Source organism: Pseudarthrobacter sp. N5, assembly GCF_050157035.1.
Taxonomy (GTDB): domain Bacteria; phylum Actinomycetota; class Actinomycetes; order Actinomycetales; family Micrococcaceae; genus Arthrobacter.
Genome location: NZ_CP189593.1, coordinates 3,698,193 through 3,713,160 on the forward strand (window position 1 = coordinate 3,698,193; position 14,968 = coordinate 3,713,160).

The following is a 14,968-nucleotide window of genomic DNA, read 5'->3' on the forward strand; positions in this document are numbered from 1 at the left end:
CGGTGCGGGTCGCAGGCTACGCCGCGGGGTCAGCGGCCGCCGTCGAGCTTCCGGCTGCGCTGCTCCTGGGCCATCGGCCCGTACGGATAGATACCGACGCGCGGCCGGCTGACCTCGGTCAGCCGCTCCGTCTCCCCGACCGTGAGCCGGAGGTCCGCTGCCGCGAGGTTGTCGGCGAGCTGGGCGGTGGTCCGGGCGCCCAGGATCACCGAGGTGACGGCCGGGCGGTCCGCCAGCCAGGCCAGCGCCACCTGCGAAGGGCTCACGCCATGGCGCCCGGCGATTTCCTCGACTTCCTCGACGACCTCCCAGGTACGGGGATCGGCGTTCCGCGCCTTCCAGGCCTCCATGCCGCGTTCCGGATTTTCGCCCAGCCGGGTGGCGCCGGTGGGCGATTGGTCGCGCTTGTACTTGCCGGAGAGCCAGCCGCCGCCCAGAGGTGACCAGGGCAGCAGGCCGATGCCGGCGTCCAGCGAGGCGGGAACAATTTCCGATTCAATTTCACGGACAAGCAGGCTGTATTGCGGCTGCAGGGTCACGGGAGGGCTCCAGCCGTGGGCTTTGGCGACGTAGACCGCTTTGGTCAGCTGCCAGCCCAGGAAGTTGGAGAAACCGTAGTAGGCGATCTTCCCGCTACTCACGGCATCATGAAGGAACCGGAGCGTTTCCTCGAGCGGAGTGACGGGGTCCCACGCGTGCATCTGATAAAGGTCAACCTGCTCCACGCCCAGGCGGCGCAGCGAGTCATCCAGAGCGCGGGTCAGGTGCCGGCGCGAGGTCCCGACGTCGTTGGGAGCCTGGCCCATCGGGAAGCGGCCTTTGGTGGCGAGGACAGCCCGGTCTTTAACATCCGGCCGTTTGGCCAGCCAACGGCCGATGATTTCCTCGGATGCCCCTGCGCTGTAGACATCGGCAGTGTCGATGAAGTTGCCGCCGGCGGCGAAGTAGTCATCCAGAATGGCGTGCGACGCCTCTTCGGTGGCCTCGGCCCCGAAAGTCATGGTGCCCAGTGCGTAGTTGGACACCACGGCCCCGCTGTTTCCCAGTGTGCGGTACTTCATGCGTCTCCTCAGTCCTTCGTCTTCAGTCTTCGGTGGGCGTGGTGCGGTTGGAATGGTAATCTCGCCAGCTGTGCTCCGGCGAGAACCCCAGGATGTCCCGGGCCTTGCCGATGGAAAGCATGGTCTCATGCTCGCCGAGTTCCTTGACCACCCGGACGTCCGGGAAGACTTCGGCGGCCAGGCCCGCGCTGGACCGGCCCATCACGGTGTCCGCGGCGGCGATGATAAAGGCCTCGAACCCCGGCCTCCCGTTCTCCAGGGCGCGGGCCACAGCCTGGGCGCCGTCCCGTCCGTCGATGTAACCCCACAGGTTCCACTTGCGCAGGGTCGCATCCGCATCGAAGGAGGGGAACTTTTCATAGTCCTCCGGGTCCATCACGTTGGAGAACCGCAGCCCCACAATGCTCAGTTCCGGGTCCCAGCGGGTCAGCTGGACGGCCATCTGCTCCTCCAGGTGCTTGACCAGCGAGTAAGTGCTTTCCGGCCGGGCCGGATATTCCTCATCCACCGGGATGTAGGGCGGGTCGACGTCGAACGGCAGTCCCAGCACCGTCTCGCTGGACGCGTACACAATTTTCTTGATGCCTGCCCTGCGGGCGGCCTGGAAGATGTTGTACGTGGAGAGCATGTTGTTCTCGAACGTGGCCGCGTCCGGGATGATGCCGGGGGCGGGAATGGCGCCCAGGTGCACAATTGCGTCGAAGCCGCTGTGCCTGTCATCGAGGCCCAGGATCACATCCAGCACCTGGCCGTAGTTCCGCAGGTCCACCACGGCCAGGGCTGCGCTCCGCTCCCCTGCCCGGTCCAGGTTCAGCACGTGGTGGCCGTCGTCAGTCAGCCTCCGGACCACACTCCGTCCCAGCTTTCCGCTTCCACCGGTAACAGCAACTCTCATCAGGAACTCCTTTGGGTTTGTGGGTGCCCTGCCTTCATCCCAGCCTAGGGTGCATGCGGCCCTCCGGCGGCGTCCGTGGCAGGCCCTGTGAGTCCTAGTCCCGTGAGTCCCAGTCGCGTTTCAGCCTGTACCGGTCTGCGTACCTATTGGGCGTCCGAACCGAAGGCGACCCACCGATTTGCGGCATTGAAGGGGCGCCTGGGCCGAAAAGTCACGCATTCCGATGAGTGGCTTTCGTCTTGCCTTACCCGGCAACCGTCCGGAAGCCGCAGTTGTTGCTCGCCGAATCCGGGGCATTGCTGTTCCGCGCCGCCACACGGCACCGGTTGCAGTAGGAGTCGTGGCCCAGGAACGATCCGCCGCGCATCACCCTGCCCCGGCCGATGGTGGGCCCCGGCGGATCCAGCGGGGGCGAAGTGCGGTAGTACTTGGGCAGGAACCAGTCCCTGCACCATTCCCACACATTTCCGCTGACCCGTACAGGCCGAAGCCTTTCGGCGGGAAAGTGCTTACCGGAGCGGTCGCCAGCCAGCCGTCGTCGGCCGTGTTGCTCAGCGGGAAGTCACCCTGCCAGATATTGCAGTGATGCTGCGGGTTGCCGGCCTCATCCGCAGGGACCAGTTCCTCGCCCACCCGGGAGCGCCTGAGCTCCGGTTCCCAGACTCGGTTCCTAGACTCCGGTTTCCAGCCCGGGCCGCGCCTCAGACCGTCTTGCCCGCTAGTGCCGCTTCTGCGGCGGCGATGGCGCGGTCTCCCACTTTGGAGGGATCCCCGCTGCCGTCAACAGGGACCACCAGTCCGCGTTGGGAATAGACGGACACCACCGCTTGTGTCTCATTGCGGTAGAGCCGGAGGCGGCGGCGGAACACCTCTTCCGTGTCATCGCTGCGGCCCTGATCCCGTGCACGGTTGAGCATGCGCGCCACCAGCTCCCGGTCGTCAGCAGTCAACTGGATGACGGCGGTCAGCTGCTGACCTGTGGCAGCCAGGATGCTGTCCAGCTCAGCTATCTGCGCTGTGGTGCGGGGATAGCCGTCCAGCAGGAACCCGGACTGGACATCGGCGCGGTCCAGGCGGTCCCGGACCATGGCATTGGTCAACCGGTCCGGTACGAGGTCGCCGTTGTCGAGGTAGTTCCTGGCCTCCGCGCCCAGAGGCGTTGCCTCCCGGACGTTGGTCCGGAAAATCTCTCCGGTGGAGATGGCCATAATGCCAAAATGCCTGGCGATGACCTCCGCCTGCGTTCCCTTGCCCGAACCCGGGGGGCCAACAATGAGCATTCTGGTCATGTCGCTGTCCGATCGTGGTGCCATCAACCTTGATGGGCAAGTGGGCAATGAGCGCAACCATTCGGGCGTGTGGTGCAGCTTCATGGTTTGTAGACAATATGGCACGTGCGGCCCACGTTCCGCCATCATCCTCCCACCCTCCGGAAATTAATTTTCCACGCGACGGGGCCAGAAGCAGCGCATTGCCATTGCCTGGGCCGTGGCCAGGAACCCCAAGGTGATGCTCTTTGACGAACCCACCAGCGCGCTGGACCCGGAGGTGGTCAGCGACGTCCTGGACGTCATGGCAGGGCTCGCAGCTGAAGGCATGACCATGGTGGCTGTCACCCACGAAATGGGCTTCGCCCGCGAGCTGGCCGACCGTGTGTTGTTCATCGACAGCGGCAAGATCGCCGCGGATCTCCCTCCGGAGGAGTTCTTCCGGACGCAAACACGAATCCCCGCATCCGGGCATTCCTGGAGAAGGTCCTGTAGCCATCAACGGGCAGGGCATTTTTCAGGTAGACCCGCCATGGCTTGGACACGGCCGCTGCGGAGCCGAAGCCCCGTGGCGGTGGCGCCGCGGCGAGGGAAGGTGTCAGAACCCGCTGGTGCCGGAGGAATAGAACGTTGTGCTGAGGGGGTTGCCGGCGGCGTCGGTAAGGCTCGTTGCCGGGGTGTATGACGGTGTTCCAGCGGTGACCGGGGACAGCGGAGTCCCGGAGGACAGGGTTCCGAGTTTGATGGTCAGGGTGGTGAGTGCGGAGTCCCAGGTGAGGGTGGAGGCGTTGCCGTTGCCGCTGGTACCGAAGACGGCGGCTGTTGCCCCGATGTAGTCTCCGCCCAGTGTCATTGTGCCGATGGTCAGTGTGGAACAGCCGGTTCCCGACATGCTGAGCGTGTCGTTGGCCCCGCCAGTGCCGCCGTTAGTGATGGTCACGGTGCCGCTAAGAGCGGAACTTCCGCTCCAGCCCGGGCAGAATTTGGCGGGGTCCATGCCTTCGGCGTATCGGATAGTCACGGTGTCGCCCTTGTCGGCGATAGCGGCATTGGATTTGGGGCTGCCTGTGCCGTTCAGCAGTGTGAAGCCGATTACCGTCGGTGCCACGACGTCCTTCTTGTCTGTGGCGGTGGTGGGCGAACCCGTGTTGCCGGCGGGGTCGGCCGCCGTCACCGTGTAGGTGAGGGTTCCGTCGTTGAGGGTGGTCAGGTTCAGGGTGCTAAAGGACCAGGTTCCGGTGCCGGAGGCGGTCGTGGCCGCTGGCACCGTGTGGGCAGAACCAACGTCGCGGATGGTGAGTGAGACCGACGCTCCGGCCTCGGCGGTGCCGCTGACCGGTACTGCGGCGACGTTGGCGCTGTTGACGTAGGCGGGCACGGTCAGTGTCGGGGCCGCGGGGGGGATGGTGTCTTTGGTGTCCGTGGCCGTGGCGGGTGAACCGGTGTTGCCGGCGGGGTCGGTCGCCTTCGCCGTGTAGCTGAGGGTTCCCTGATTGAGGGTGGTCAGGTTCAGGGTGCTGAAGGACCAGGCTCCCGTGCCTGAGGCGGTGGTGGCCGCGCTGACCGTGTGGGCTGAGCCGGCGTCGGTGACAGTGAGGGTCACGGTTGCTCCGGCCTCGGCGGTGCCGCTGACCGGTACTGCGGCGACGTTGGCGCTGTTGACGTAGGCGGGTACGGTCAGTGTCGGGGCGGCCGGGGCGATGGTGTCTTTGGTGTCCGTGGCGGTGGTGGGCAAACCGGTGTTGCCGGCGGGGTCGGTCGCCTTAGCCGTGTAGCTGAGGGTTCCCTGGCTGAAGGTGGTCAGGTTCAAGGTGCCGTAGGACCAGGCTCCGGTGCCTGAGGCAGTGGTGGCCACGGTGACGGTGTGGAGTGAGCTGGCGTCGGTGGCGGTGAGGGTCACGGTTGCTCCGGCCTCGGCGGTGCCGCTGACCGGTACGGCGGCGACGTTGGCGCTGTTGACGTAGGTGGGCACGCTGAGCGAAGGCGCAGCTGGGGCGGCGGTGTCGATCCGAACTGCCTGGTTTTGGGGCGTGCCGGCGTTGCCGACGTTGTCGGTGGCGAAGTAGGACACCGTGTGGCTGCCGTCCCCGCTGACGGGAACGGCTGCGGTTGCGGTGTTGACCGTCACGGGGGCGGCGGAATCGATCGCGTAGGTGATGGAGGCGACGCCGGACCCGCCTGCGGCGTCCTGGGCGCTGATGTTGACGGTCACTGGGCTGGTGTTGTTCCAGCCCGCGGCGTTCGGTGCGGGCGAGATTGAGACCACCGTGGCCACGGGAGGTGTGGCGTCGTTGCTGACGCCGTTGCTGCGCGGGCTTTCTCCGCCATTCCATAGTGCGATGGCCGGGGTCACGGTGTAGTACCAGACACCGCCGGACACGTTTTGTTCGGTGCAGCTGAGGGCGGTCACTGTTCCGGCGCAGGCGCCGGTGGCCGGGATTCCGGATCCGCCGGTGGCTGCTGCGTACCTTGTCACGGTGTATCCGGTGGCGGGCCGCCCGCCGGTGGTGGAGCCGGCCGGCCAGGTCACGGTCAGGTCTGTGCCGTTGGCGGTGACGGCAGGTTGAGCGCCGGGCGTGAGCGCATCGGCCGCTGCGGCGGCGAAATTGCCGCTGCTGAGAGATTCCCAGAAGGCGTACGCTGCGGTACCGATCCCGCCCAGAAGGAGGAGGATCCCAGCCAGGACCAAGGGCAGGCGCTTAAGTGGGCTGCCGTTCCCGCCGGAGGCGGATGGTTGTGGTTCGGAGCTCATTTGCGCACCGCCAACGTGACTGGAAGGTGGAAGGTGGCACCCTGGCATGCGGATTGAGATGTGGAGTCCATGGCCGCCGTGCCGGGGAGGGTGATTAACGCCGTCGAGTTCGCCGCCACATAGACCGCCGGGGTGGTGGGGGCGGCCGTGCCGGTGAAGGTGACGCCGGTCGTAGTGCATCCGGTATGGGTGCTGTCGGCGGTTGCGGGGCCGTTGGGCGAGACGCTGTAGACCTGCACGGTATAGGGGTTGGGGTTAGTGACCCGCAGGATGGTCTCTGCTGTGCCTTCGGGGACCAGCGTCGACTGCGGGCTGTCACCGGAAACGAAGGCCTCGACGGTGACGGTCTGCATGGTTCCGTTTGCGGCGGAGCCGGTGCCGGCGCCGGTACTCGTCCAGTAGGCGTAGGCACCTCCCGTGCCGATCGCCAGTGACAATATGGCGGTCAGGGCGGCGGTTTTGGCGCCGCGGCGGCCGTTGTCCATGATCCATCCCTTGGTGGTCATCTCAGTTCCCCTGTCCTGATCCGGAGTAGGACAGTTGGAGGGTTGCGCCTTTGCAGCCGTCCTGGTTGGTGCGGGTGTCGAGCATCCCGATCTGGGGCCAAAGGGACCGGGTAATGCCCAGTCCGGAGAGCGAACTGCTGCCCGGCGGCGCCGAGAGGGGGTAGGGTCCGCTGTACTGAGTCACGGTGTAGTCCGCCAGTGTGCAGGGCAGATTCCTGCTGCTGGCATCCGCCGTCCGGGTGACGCCAGCAATGGAGACGGAGATGTTGGTCACAGATAGGGCCTTGGTGTTGGGGTTGGAGATCTGGAGGTCCAGGGCCAGGGAAGTCCCCGGTGCCAGAAGCCCGGCCAGGTTCCCCGAAAGAGTAAATTGCTTCAGCGTGGAGTCCAGGACCAGTTGGACGTTCGCATAGGCGTACTGCGTCTTGCCCGTGGTGCCCTGCCCGGAGCCGACCAGGTAAAGGTTGTAGCTTCCGTTGGGGGAGCTGGCCGCCGTGGTGATCTGCAGCGTCGAGGATCCGCCGGTGGCCGGGTTGGGGGAGAACTTGGCAACCGCACCGGTGGGTAAACCGCCCAGGACGCTCAGGGTGATGGGGCCGGCGAAGTTGTTCCGCGTCAGCTGAAGGTCGTACATAGCGGTGGCGCCGGGCGGGACGGTGACCGAGGACGGCGTCGCGCTCATGGAGAATGATCCGGAAATCCGGTAATTCACGGTGAGGCTGGCGGTCACGCTGCCGCTGATTTTCCCGCTGGTGCCCGTTACTTTGAGGGTGTAGGTGCCGGTCGTGGTGGCCTGGCTGGTTGCGACGTTCATGCTTGCCGTGGAGGTGCTTCCCGAGCCCAGCGTCACCGACGCGGGTGCGAATGCTGCCGATGATCCGCCGGGCAGACCGGTGACCCCGAGACCAACGGTGCCGGTGAAGCCCCCGGTGGACGTCACGGAGACAACGTAGGCTGCGGTCTGGCCTTGCTGTATGGATTGGCTTGCCGGGGAAATCTGTACGGTGATGCCGGGTTTGCTGGCCTGGCTGGCGGCGAAGATGGTCCCGGCTGAAAGGAGCATGACCAATAGACCCACCAGCAGCACTTCGACTGCAATGGTTTTCCTGCGAATATATGTGCTGAAGTACCCAGCTTCGTTCTGCACGTCGAGCCCCTTCTGACCGGTGCTGCCATAGGCGGGTGGTGGAATTCGCCGGCGGGCGGGCTCTCAGCCTGCCCGCCGGCGAAGTCTTTTAGAGGCTAGTGACGTGCACCGTGACGACTGCGCTCTTGCAGGCGTTCTGGTTTGCGGCGTCATTCAGGAACGTCAGCGTACCGGAGCCCACCGCGGTTGCGGTCGAATTAGCTCCCACCGCCGAGTTGGTGGTGTCAGCCGTGACCGTAAACCATGCGGGCAGGCAGCCAGCGTCGCTTGTGGTGACCCAGGCAGTGAGCGCACCCACCACTGTGCCGGTGTTGCTCGAGTTGTCTGCCGTGTAGGCCACGCTCTCGGAGTTGCCCGGGGCAAGCCCAGGCAAGAACGTGGAATGCAGGGTCACTGTGCCGCCGCCGGTCGAGTTCGCGGCCGTTCCCGTGCCGGAGCCAGTGGTGGTCCAGTACGCGTACGCGGCACCGCCGCCAGCCGTGACGAGGGCCAATGCTCCAGCAGCTGCCAGGAGTTTGTTCTTCTTGGTCATTTTGCGCATGAGTGAGACTCCTTGAATCGGTGTGGCTGAGAAATGAGACGCTGAGCCGTTTGGAGCACCCTCCGTGCGAAGTTTGCTGGACGACTGATCGATGTCGCTCATGCTCCACGCATAGTCCGGACCAGACAACGCGTAGCGGTACTGCTCTTTTTCCCGGGGGCTGGCCAAAATTGCTTGGCTCGCGCCCGCGTGTACTCAGTTTGATTGCTGAATCAGCGAATAATCCGGAGCGCCCTTAGCCGCTTCGTCCTCGGGCCCCCGGGCCACCAAATCCACGGAAATCAGGGGATTCCTTGCCTGAGCGCCTTCTCATTGCGGCTGCTGGCGAGGATAAAGCAAGTAGTCGGAATTGCCGCACTTCCCAGGGCGGCCGATGACGCGGAAAGGAGGAGTAAAGCAGTATCCGCCGCCGCCTCGGCAAACGTGTGGCCCGGGCACCGGCGGCCTGTCCTTGGCTGCGGGCGGCGAGTAGAGCAGAGTGGGTAGTGCCGATTGCGAATGACCGCGATCACCCTACCGAGAGGACTGCCGGCATGGCTTACATCACCGTCGGGAATGAACACAACACTGACATCGAGCTCTACTACGAGGACCACGGAACGGGGCAGGCCGTCGTCCTGATCCACGGCTACCCGCTGGATGGCTCCTCATGGGAGAAGCAGACGGTGGCCCTCCTCGCCGCCGGCTACAGGGTAATCACGTATGACCGCCGCGGCTTCGGCAGGTCCAGCAAGACGATCGGAGGCTATGACTACGACACCTTCGCCGGGGACCTCAACACGGTCCTTGACGCCCTCAATCTCAACGACGCCGTACTGGTGGGATTCTCCATGGGCACCGGCGAGGTGGGCCGCTACCTGGGCCATTACGGCTCGGCCCGCGTTGCGAAAGCCGTGTTCATCGGCTCGCTGGAGCCCTACCTGTTGCAAACCGAGGACAACCCCGGCGGTGTTCCGCAGTCTGTGTTCGACGGCCTCACCGAAGCCGTTACCGCGGACCGCTACGCGTTCTTCACCGAGTTCTTCAAGAACTTCTACAACAGCAGCACGTTCCTGGGCACACCGCGCCTGAGCCAGGAAGTCATGAATGCGGGCTGGAATCTGGCGGCCGGGGCGGGCGCCACGGCATCCGTGGCCGCCCAGCCCACCTGGCTCACGGATTTCCGCGCCGACATCCCCAAGATCGACGTCCCGTCACTGATCATGCACGGCACCGCGGACAACATCCTGCCGATTGACTCCACCGGGAGGCTTTTCGCCAAGGCGCTGCCCAGCGCCGAGTATGTGGAGATCGACGGCGCCCCTCACGGCATGCTGTGGACGCACGCCGCAGAGGTCAACGACGTCCTGCTCGCCTTCCTCGCTAATTAGTTCCTCAGGCGTAGCGCCTCAGGCCCTTGCGGCTTTGCCCGGCAAGGCGCACTTGAAGACCTTCGCCCACGAGGACCCGACCTGCTTGAGCAGCGGGCCGGTGGTGTAGGCGAGTCCGTAGCGCTGGCAGATCTCGCGCACCTTGGGCGCCACCTCGGCGTACCGGTTGGAGGGGAGGTCCGGGAAGAGGTGGTGCTCGATCTGGTGCGACAGGTTGCCGGTCATCAGGTGCATGAACTTGGACCCTGAGATGTTGGCAGAGCCGATCATCTGCCGGACGTACCAGTCACCGCGGGTCTCCCCTGCCACCATTTCCTCGGTGAACGTGTCCGCGCCCTCGGGAAAGTGGCCGCAGAAGATCACGGCGTGCGCCCAGACGTTTCGCACGGCGTTGGCCGTCAGCGTCCCGTAGAGGGCCTGTTTACCGGAACCGGTGAGCATGGCAACCGCCGGCGTGGCGGCATAGTCCTTGGTGAACTGCTTGACGGCCTTACGCCCCAGCGCTTTCAGGTCCTTAAGCAGCGCAGCCTTGGTTTTTTTGCCCTCCTGGTAGTCGGCGAGCTCCAGATCGTAAATGGCGATTCCCCATTCGAAGATGGGCGCCAGAATCGCGTTGTAGAGGGGGTTGCCCAGGTTGAAGGGCTTCCACGGCTGATCCTCGTCCATGCGCAGCAGGTTGTATCCGACGTCGTTGTCCATGCCCACCACGTTGGTCCAGCGGTGGTGGAGGTCGTTGTGGGTGTGCTGCCAGGAGCGTGCCGGGGTGACGAAGTCCCACTCCCAGGTGGTGGAGTGGATGTCCGGATCCCGCATCCAGTCCCACTGGCCATGCAGGATGTTGTGCCCCAGCTCCATGTTTTCCAGGATCTTGGCGAAGCTCAGCAGCGTGGTACCGGTGACCCACGCGGCCTTGTTCTTACTCACCAGAAGGGCTGCGCGGCCGGAGATCTCCAGGCCACGCTGGATCTTGATCATGCGCCGGATGTAGGCGGCGTCGGACGCACCCCGCTTGGCGAGGATATCGTCACGGATGGCATCAAGTTCCACGGCCAGCTCAGCCACCTGCTCGTCCGAGAGATGCGCGGCGGCAGGCGGACGGACCAGCGGGCTTCCGGTGGCCGCCAGGGCTCCGGGCCGCGTCTTCGCAACCACCCGCTCCTTGTCGCGCGCCGGCTTGGTCCCGGTGTCCGTTGCTTCGGTGTTGGAGATTACTGACATGGGTGGTTACTCCTCAGATTTCGAGGTTTACGGGTCCGGCTGCTGCCGAGACGCACGTTTGGATGAGTTGGCCGGGTTCGCCGTGGACCTCGCCGGTGCGGAGGTCGCGGACATGACCGGCGAGCAGTGGCGTGAGGCAGCTGTGGCAGATACCCATGCGGCAGCCGCTGGGCATCAACACACCTGCATCTTCGCCGACGTCGAGCAGCGGGGTATCGCCGTCGGCTTCGACTTCGCGGTCGGAGGACTCGAAGGTGACCAGTCCGCCGTCGTGCCCAGCTCCGCCGGCAAGGCTGGTGGTGAAGCGTTCGATCATCAGGCTTCCGGGATCGTCGCGCAGGGCAACGTCTGATCCAATGGCGCCGGATTCCAGGGCCGCTGCCCACAGGGCTTCGGCGTCGTCCAGGAACCCCTCCGGTCCGCACGCGTACGCGGCGCGCTCCGCCCAGTCGGGGCAGATCCGCTCCAGCTCGACCGTGGAGCTGAAATCGAGCCGGCCCTGTTCCCCCGTGAACCATTGGTTGACGCGGAAGTTGGGGAACTGGTCCGCCAGCTCGGCCAGTTCCTCGCGGAAGATGCTGTCCTGCGGGGTACGGGCTGAGTGGATGAGCACGACGTCAGCATCCGGGCGGCGGGGCACCAGCGTCCGGATCATGGACATCACCGGAGTGATGCCGCTTCCGGCAGTCAGCATCAGCAGCGACCGCGGGTGCTCCGGCAGGATGAAGTTTCCCTGCGGCGGGGCCAGGAAAAGAACGTCGCCAGGGCGCGTGGTGCGCACCAGCGCGCCGGACACAGCGCCGACGTCGGTGACCGTGATTGCTGGGTCCGTCCCGGCGGGTGCGCTGAGGGAGTACGAGCGCCAGTGACGGACACCGTCCAGTTCGACGCCGATCCGGGCCCACTGGCCTGCCAGATGGGCCTGCCATCCGCGGCCGGGGTGGAAGTAAATAGTGGCTGACTGCGCCGTCTCCTGGACCACCCGCGTCACCACACCCCGCAGCTGGCGTGCCGAGAAGACAGGGTTGAACAGCGCCAGAATGTCTTCGGGTGCAAGTGGAGTGGTCAGGACTGAAGCCAGCCGACGTAGCCGGATCATGTCAATAACCTTAAGGCGGCTTGTACCATATTTCTTCTCCTCGTCACATGACGGTCGCCACGTTCATGCAATGTTGGTGGATGCAAAGCCCCCAAGCAGCTTAAAGTTCCAACGCCTTCAGGCCGGAACTGGTTCCCCCGTTAACTTCCCCTGTTAACAGGATTGCTTGCCGGAGCGGTTGGGGCAAGTCGCCTACTGCGCCGGAGCCCACCCGATGGCCGGTGCAACGTGCCTGGCGATGGTCCCCAGCAGCTTGGCGTTGAAGTCCACGCCGAGCTGGTTGGGGACCGTGAGCAGCAGCGTATCGGCGGCCTGGACGGCGGCGTCAGCGGCCAGCTGCCCGGCAAGGACGTCCGGCGGGCCTACGTAGCTCTTGCCAAAGCGTGCAGTGAGGCCGTCAATTCTCCCCACCTGGTCGTGGCCTTCCCGCAGGGCACTGCCACCGAAGTACCGCTTGTCCTCCTCGTCGGCAAGGGGCAGCACGCTCCGGCTGACAGACACCCTTGGCTCATGTGCGTGGCCGGCATCCGCCCACGCCTGCCGGAACATGGCGATCTGCTCGGCCTGAAGTTCATCAAACGGCACGCCGGTGTCCTCGGTGAGGAGCGTAGAGCTCATCAGGTTCATGCCGAGCCCTCCTGCCCAGACCGCCGTCTGGCGCGTTCCGGCACCCCACCAGATCCGCTCGTCCAGCCCCGGCGAGTGCGGCTCGACGGGCAGCAGACCGGCGGACGCTCCCGCATAGCGTGGATCGGCCCGGGCCATTCCCGCGCCGGCGATGGCCCGGCGGAAGACCTCCGTGTGCCGGCGGGCCATGTCTGCGTCCGTCTCCCCTTCGGCCGGGACATGGCCAAAGGCAGCCGCTCCGTCGCTGGCAGGTTCGGGTGAACCCCGGCTGACGCCGAGCTGCAGCCGGCCACCGCTGATGAGGTCAGTGGCGGCTGCTTCCTCGGCCATATAGAGCGGATTCTCGTAGCGCATGTCGATCACGGCGGTGCCCATTTCAATCCTGCCGGTCCGAGCTGCAATGGCGGCAAGGAGGGGGAAGGGCGCGGCCTGCTGGCGGGCAAAATGGTGCACCCTGAAGAACGCCCCGTCAATACCGAGTTCCTCGGCGGCAACGGCCAGCTCGATGCCCTGAAGCAGCGAATCCCGCGCACTCCGTGTCTGGGATCCCTCCGCTGATCCCCAATGGCCAAAGGACAGAAAACCGATCCGCTTCTTCACCGGCGTCACGGCTTCAAGCGCGTCACGGGCGCATCAGCTGGACGACGGTTCGCGCTTGTCGCGGTCCTCGAACTCGTCGTCGAGATCGTAGTGCCTGAACTCCGTTTCCGGGTGCGGCTCCCCTTCTGCGACGTACTCGTAGTCCAGTTGGCGTTGGACCTGGCTGTCCAGAACCTGAAGTTCCTTGTCCTCTATGACTGAGAGATCCTCGGGAAAATCGTCTTCCGGGGTGAGGTGCAGTTTGTCCGACATAGCAGGCCTTTCCATGCCAAGAACTGGGGCGCTGTGCATGCAGCGTCTTGGCTTGTTTCAGAATATCCTCACGCGCGCCGTTGAGGAAGTCTCCGGCCGGCTTCCGGGAATTACGGAGACCCCTGCCTATGGCCACAGTCGGAGTGCCTCAGTAACCTGATGGGAGGAAGCCCCAACGTGAGAACGAGGACACGGTGAACGATCAGGATATTCTCCAGCGAATCACGGCACTGGTCGAGGAAGAGCATGAGCTCCGTGACGGATCACCGGCCGACGACGGCGGCACTGAAGGCAGCCGCGAGCGGCTGCGTCGCGTCGAAGAGAGTCTGGATCAGTGCTGGGATCTCCTGCGGCAGCGACGCGCGAAAAAGGAATCAGGCGAGAACCCCGACGAGGCTACGCAGAGGCCGATCAAGGAAGTTGAGGGGTACCGCCAGTAGCAGGCGGACGCGAAGGTTTGCCGGGCCCGAACGGCCAGGACGTTCTCAGAACATTGGAAGGATAAAGCCGGCGATCAGCGCGGCCAGTCCGATTCCGGTGAGTATCCGGCCCAGGATCAGAGTGGTCCTGCCGCGGAGCTCTGGCTGAGTGCTCTGCCAGCGGGACGGGATGTTGTGGTCGTAGTAGATCAGGACCGGGTCCCCCACCGCCAGGTCCTTGATATCGTGAGGGGACATTGGCGCATTGTGGACCCGGTACTTGTGATCGAACCACCGAAAGCCCGTGCCGCTGGCATCCGCATAAACAACGCCCTCGGACGTGGACCAGCGCTCCTGGAAGCGCCGTCTGAACGCGATGATAAGCAGCAGGATCAGGCCTGACGGAAGGCAGATCCAGGTCAGCACTTCCAGGATGGGGCCAGCGATGTGTAGTGCGTCGGGCATGGTCATGATGCTACCGCGGGGGTGTTACCTGGTGCCCCTCAACGTCGAGGAACGGGTGGATGTGAGGCTCAAATACGGCGTCGGCCGCCCCGAACGCCGCTATGCCTGGAAGCCGGACTGAACGCAGTCCTCAAAGCTGAGCAAATCTTGAGGGAAAGCTTCAGAATCCCTGCGGCTCGCGGTCCACGCTTGTGAGAGGAACCGCTCGCGGGATGCACCCAGCGGGCGCAGACAGCATCACGGCGGCAGGGGACCAGCAATGACGCAGGAATCAGCTCTCGATGAAGTCACCACCGTCGGCGGTGTACTGACCGATCAACACCCTCTGGATTTCCACGCGCTGGGGCTGGCCGGCTGTATTGACCGGCTCACGGCACCGCTGCGCAGGGAGGGCACTGCCGTTCACTGGGAGACCCCGCACCACGGCATCGAGATCTCGGCGGACTCCGCATCGGTCCTGTACCAGGGCGCGCAGGAAGCCCTCAGCAACACGTTCAAGTACGCGCACGCCACCGATGTGACGGTCCGCCTCTCCGCCGTATTCCACGGCATCCGGCTGACTGTCACGGACAACGGTACCGGGTTCGACGACAGCTGCCCCGCCACCGGCAGGCACGACGGTTACGGACTTCGCCCGGTGTCTGAAGCCGTCCACGAGGCAGGCGGTGTACTGGCCATCGCGTCCGCCCCCGGCCAGGGCACGTCCTTGACCATTACGCTCCCGCTCGACTGACTTTTGTTCCCCGCC

General features: G+C 65.1%; 15 protein-coding genes and 2 pseudogenes. 4 read left to right on the top strand and 13 right to left on the bottom strand.

Features of this window, described 5'->3' with window-relative positions:
* Nucleotides 1–29 precede the first annotated feature (29 nt).
* From ACQCST_RS17735 to ACQCST_RS17750, 4 genes and pseudogenes are all read right to left on the bottom strand, one after another.
* The gene (locus ACQCST_RS17735) at nt 30–1,061 is read right to left on the bottom strand and encodes an aldo/keto reductase (RefSeq protein WP_426997029.1); all 1,032 of its coding nucleotides are present in this window, start codon (nt 1,059–1,061) and stop codon (nt 30–32) included.
* A 22-nt stretch (nt 1,062–1,083) separates the two neighbouring features.
* Nucleotides 1,084–1,956, bottom strand: coding sequence for an NAD-dependent epimerase/dehydratase family protein (locus ACQCST_RS17740; RefSeq protein ID WP_426997030.1), 873 nt, complete (start codon nt 1,954–1,956; stop codon nt 1,084–1,086).
* 244 nt (nt 1,957–2,200) lie between these two features.
* Nucleotides 2,201–2,547 (bottom strand): annotated as a pseudogene (locus ACQCST_RS17745) (formylglycine-generating enzyme family protein); the annotation flags it as partial.
* A 110-nt stretch (nt 2,548–2,657) separates the two neighbouring features.
* Nucleotides 2,658–3,245 carry an adenylate kinase gene (locus tag ACQCST_RS17750; RefSeq protein ID WP_426997031.1) on the bottom strand — a complete coding sequence of 196 codons (588 nt, stop codon included), beginning with the start codon at nt 3,243–3,245 and terminating at the stop codon, nt 2,658–2,660.
* A gap of 166 nt (nt 3,246–3,411) precedes the next feature.
* Between ACQCST_RS17750 and ACQCST_RS17755 the strand changes: the two are divergent.
* Nucleotides 3,412–3,719: pseudogene (locus tag ACQCST_RS17755) on the top strand (ATP-binding cassette domain-containing protein); the annotation flags it as partial.
* Nucleotides 3,720–3,822: 103 nt separating this feature from the next.
* On the opposite strand, the gene ACQCST_RS17760 reads toward ACQCST_RS17755, so the two are convergent.
* The 4 genes from ACQCST_RS17760 to ACQCST_RS17775 form a co-directional block, all read right to left on the bottom strand.
* Nucleotides 3,823–5,976: an OmpL47-type beta-barrel domain-containing protein gene (locus ACQCST_RS17760; RefSeq protein WP_426997033.1), complete on the bottom strand. Its 2,154-nt coding sequence runs from the start codon at nt 5,974–5,976 to the stop codon at nt 3,823–3,825.
* On the bottom strand, nt 5,973–6,482 hold the full coding sequence (locus ACQCST_RS17765; protein WP_426997034.1) for a hypothetical protein: 510 nt from the start codon (nt 6,480–6,482) through the stop codon (nt 5,973–5,975). Before ACQCST_RS17765 ends, ACQCST_RS17760 begins: the two co-directional genes overlap by 4 nt.
* Before the next feature lies 1 nt (nt 6,483).
* The gene (locus tag ACQCST_RS17770) at nt 6,484–7,629 is read right to left on the bottom strand and encodes a hypothetical protein (RefSeq protein WP_426997035.1); all 1,146 of its coding nucleotides are present in this window, start codon (nt 7,627–7,629) and stop codon (nt 6,484–6,486) included.
* 88 nt (nt 7,630–7,717) lie between these two features.
* Nucleotides 7,718–8,170, bottom strand: a complete 453-nt coding sequence (locus tag ACQCST_RS17775) for a hypothetical protein (protein ID WP_426997036.1) — start codon at nt 8,168–8,170, stop codon at nt 7,718–7,720.
* Between the two features lie 533 nt (nt 8,171–8,703).
* Between ACQCST_RS17775 and ACQCST_RS17780 the strand changes: the two genes are divergently transcribed.
* The gene (locus ACQCST_RS17780; RefSeq protein WP_426997037.1) at nt 8,704–9,540 is read left to right on the top strand and encodes an alpha/beta fold hydrolase; all 837 of its coding nucleotides are present in this window, start codon (nt 8,704–8,706) and stop codon (nt 9,538–9,540) included.
* An 18-nt stretch (nt 9,541–9,558) separates the two neighbouring features.
* On the opposite strand, the gene ACQCST_RS17785 is transcribed toward ACQCST_RS17780, so the two are convergent.
* The 4 genes from ACQCST_RS17785 to ACQCST_RS17800 all read right to left on the bottom strand — a co-directional run bounded on the left by ACQCST_RS17785 (nt 9,559) and on the right by ACQCST_RS17800 (nt 13,336).
* Nucleotides 9,559–10,758 (bottom strand): fatty acid desaturase family protein, encoded by a 1,200-nt coding sequence (locus ACQCST_RS17785; protein ID WP_426997038.1) that lies wholly within the window; start codon nt 10,756–10,758, stop codon nt 9,559–9,561.
* Nucleotides 10,759–10,771: 13 nt separating this feature from the next.
* Entirely contained in the window at nt 10,772–11,857 is a 1,086-nt protein-coding gene (locus tag ACQCST_RS17790; protein ID WP_426997039.1) for a ferredoxin reductase, read from the bottom strand.
* Nucleotides 11,858–12,049: 192 nt separating this feature from the next.
* Complete coding sequence (locus ACQCST_RS17795) at nt 12,050–13,093, bottom strand: LLM class flavin-dependent oxidoreductase (protein ID WP_426997040.1); 1,044 nt, start codon at nt 13,091–13,093, stop codon at nt 12,050–12,052.
* A gap of 24 nt (nt 13,094–13,117) precedes the next feature.
* Nucleotides 13,118–13,336 (bottom strand): hypothetical protein, encoded by a 219-nt coding sequence (locus ACQCST_RS17800; RefSeq protein ID WP_426997041.1) that lies wholly within the window; start codon nt 13,334–13,336, stop codon nt 13,118–13,120.
* A 194-nt stretch (nt 13,337–13,530) separates the two neighbouring features.
* On the opposite strand from ACQCST_RS17800, the gene ACQCST_RS17805 reads away from it, so the two are divergent.
* Nucleotides 13,531–13,776, top strand: a complete 246-nt coding sequence (locus tag ACQCST_RS17805) for a DUF2630 family protein (protein ID WP_426997042.1) — start codon at nt 13,531–13,533, stop codon at nt 13,774–13,776.
* Between the two features lie 45 nt (nt 13,777–13,821).
* On the opposite strand, the gene ACQCST_RS17810 is transcribed toward ACQCST_RS17805, so the two are convergent.
* The gene (locus ACQCST_RS17810) at nt 13,822–14,220 is read right to left on the bottom strand and encodes a hypothetical protein (RefSeq protein WP_426997043.1); all 399 of its coding nucleotides are present in this window, start codon (nt 14,218–14,220) and stop codon (nt 13,822–13,824) included.
* A gap of 259 nt (nt 14,221–14,479) precedes the next feature.
* Here ACQCST_RS17810 and ACQCST_RS17815 point away from each other — a divergent pair, with 259 nt between their 5' ends.
* Nucleotides 14,480–14,953: a sensor histidine kinase gene (locus ACQCST_RS17815; protein ID WP_426997044.1), complete on the top strand. Its 474-nt coding sequence runs from the start codon at nt 14,480–14,482 to the stop codon at nt 14,951–14,953.
* Nucleotides 14,954–14,968: the final 15 nt, after the last annotated feature.

Bases quoted from the DNA above. Each gene is read 5' to 3' on its own strand.
- ACQCST_RS17735 (WP_426997029.1), bottom strand. From the start codon at position 1,061: ATGAAGTACCGCACACTGGGAAACAGCGGGGCCGTGGTGTCCAACTAC.
- ACQCST_RS17815 (WP_426997044.1), top strand. From the start codon at position 14,480: ATGACGCAGGAATCAGCTCTCGATGAAGTCACCACCGTCGGCGGTGTA.
- ACQCST_RS17785 (WP_426997038.1), bottom strand. From the start codon at position 10,758: ATGTCAGTAATCTCCAACACCGAAGCAACGGACACCGGGACCAAGCCG.
- ACQCST_RS17765 (WP_426997034.1), bottom strand. From the start codon at position 6,482: ATGACCACCAAGGGATGGATCATGGACAACGGCCGCCGCGGCGCCAAA.
- ACQCST_RS17800 (WP_426997041.1), bottom strand. From the start codon at position 13,336: ATGTCGGACAAACTGCACCTCACCCCGGAAGACGATTTTCCCGAGGAT.
- ACQCST_RS17790 (WP_426997039.1), bottom strand. From the start codon at position 11,857: ATGATCCGGCTACGTCGGCTGGCTTCAGTCCTGACCACTCCACTTGCA.
- ACQCST_RS17760 (WP_426997033.1), bottom strand. From the start codon at position 5,976: ATGAGCTCCGAACCACAACCATCCGCCTCCGGCGGGAACGGCAGCCCA.
- ACQCST_RS17740 (WP_426997030.1), bottom strand. From the start codon at position 1,956: ATGAGAGTTGCTGTTACCGGTGGAAGCGGAAAGCTGGGACGGAGTGTG.
- ACQCST_RS17775 (WP_426997036.1), bottom strand. From the start codon at position 8,170: ATGCGCAAAATGACCAAGAAGAACAAACTCCTGGCAGCTGCTGGAGCA.
- ACQCST_RS17750 (WP_426997031.1), bottom strand. From the start codon at position 3,245: ATGACCAGAATGCTCATTGTTGGCCCCCCGGGTTCGGGCAAGGGAACG.
- ACQCST_RS17810 (WP_426997043.1), bottom strand. From the start codon at position 14,220: ATGCCCGACGCACTACACATCGCTGGCCCCATCCTGGAAGTGCTGACC.
- ACQCST_RS17780 (WP_426997037.1), top strand. From the start codon at position 8,704: ATGGCTTACATCACCGTCGGGAATGAACACAACACTGACATCGAGCTC.